Consider the following 1229-nt stretch of genomic DNA (forward strand, 5'->3'; position numbering starts at 1 on the left):
TCGGCCGCGCCCAGCACCCGCTGCTGCCACACCGCGTAGTCCGCGTAGTCCACCGGCAGCGGTTCCAGCACACTCGCGGTCGCACCCGCGCTCCGTGCCTCGTAGGCCCGGGACAGGTCATCGAACAGCACACCGGTGGACCGGCCGTCCGTCGCGATGTGGTGGACCAGGAGCAGGAACACCCAGGAATCGCCGTCGACCTCGAACAGGGTGACCCGAACGGGGAGTTCGGTTCGGAGATCGAAGACATGGCGCGCCGCCTCGCCCATGACGCAGTCCAGCTCGCCGGAGCTCACCTCGCGGCGTTCGACGGGCACCTGGGCGTGTGCGGCCGGCACGACATGCTGACGCGGTTCGCCGTCCACCGTCGCGAACACGGTCCGCAGCGGGGTGTGGCGTACGACCACGTCGTGCAGCGCCGCGTCGAGCACCCCGGCGTCCAGCGGGCCGGTCAGCCGGACCGCCATCGGCACGTTGTACGCGGCGCTGCCGCCGTCCAGCTCTGCCATCAGCCACAGCCGACGCTGGGCGAAGGACACGGGCGCGTCTCCGTCACCGGACCAGGCCCCGGCGGTGAGCGGCGGGAGCGCGGGCCGGCCGCCGAGGGTGGCGATGTGCTGGGCGAGTCGTGCAGGCGTCGGGTGCTGGAACACGTCCCGGATGGTCAGCCGGACGCCCAGCACATCGGCGAGGTGGTTGGTGAGACGGGCCGCCAGCAGCGAGTGCCCGCCATGGGCGAAGAAGCTGTCCCCGACACCCACGGGCCCCGGTGTGCCCAGCACCTTGCTGAACAGCGCGACCGTGACCTCTTCGAGCTGGCTCCCCGGGGCGCGGCCCTGCGAGACGACGGGGGCCGGTTCGGGGAGGGCGCGCCGGTCGATCTTGCCGTTGGGGGTGAGGGGGAGCCGGTCGAGGACGGTGAAGTAGGTGGGCACCATGTGCTCGGGCAGCCGGTCGGTGAGGTGTCGGCGGATGTCTTCCGTGGTCGCCTCGGTGTCGGTGACGACGTAGGCGGCGAGCTGGTCGCGGTGGGTGGTGACGGTGGCCTGGGTGATGCGGGGGTGGCTGAGCAGCGCGGCCTCGATCTCGGCGGGTTCGACGCGGAAGCCGCGCACCTTCACCTGGCTGTCGGCCCGGCCGTGGTAGTGCAGGCGTCCGTCGTGGTCGAAGTGGGCGAGGTCGCCGGTGCGGTAGAGGCGGGTGCCGGGTTCGCCGTAGGGGTTGGGGAT

Annotated in this window: 1 protein-coding gene; it reads right to left on the reverse strand. The window is 72.2% G+C overall.

Going from position 1 to position 1229, the window contains the following annotated elements; translation table 11 throughout:
* On the reverse strand, positions 1-1229 hold a 1229-nt coding region (locus tag ABZ565_RS35695; RefSeq protein WP_361036474.1), incomplete at both ends, for a condensation domain-containing protein.

Source organism: Streptomyces sp. NPDC016469, from assembly GCF_040632905.1.
GTDB lineage: Bacteria > Actinomycetota > Actinomycetes > Streptomycetales > Streptomycetaceae > Streptomyces.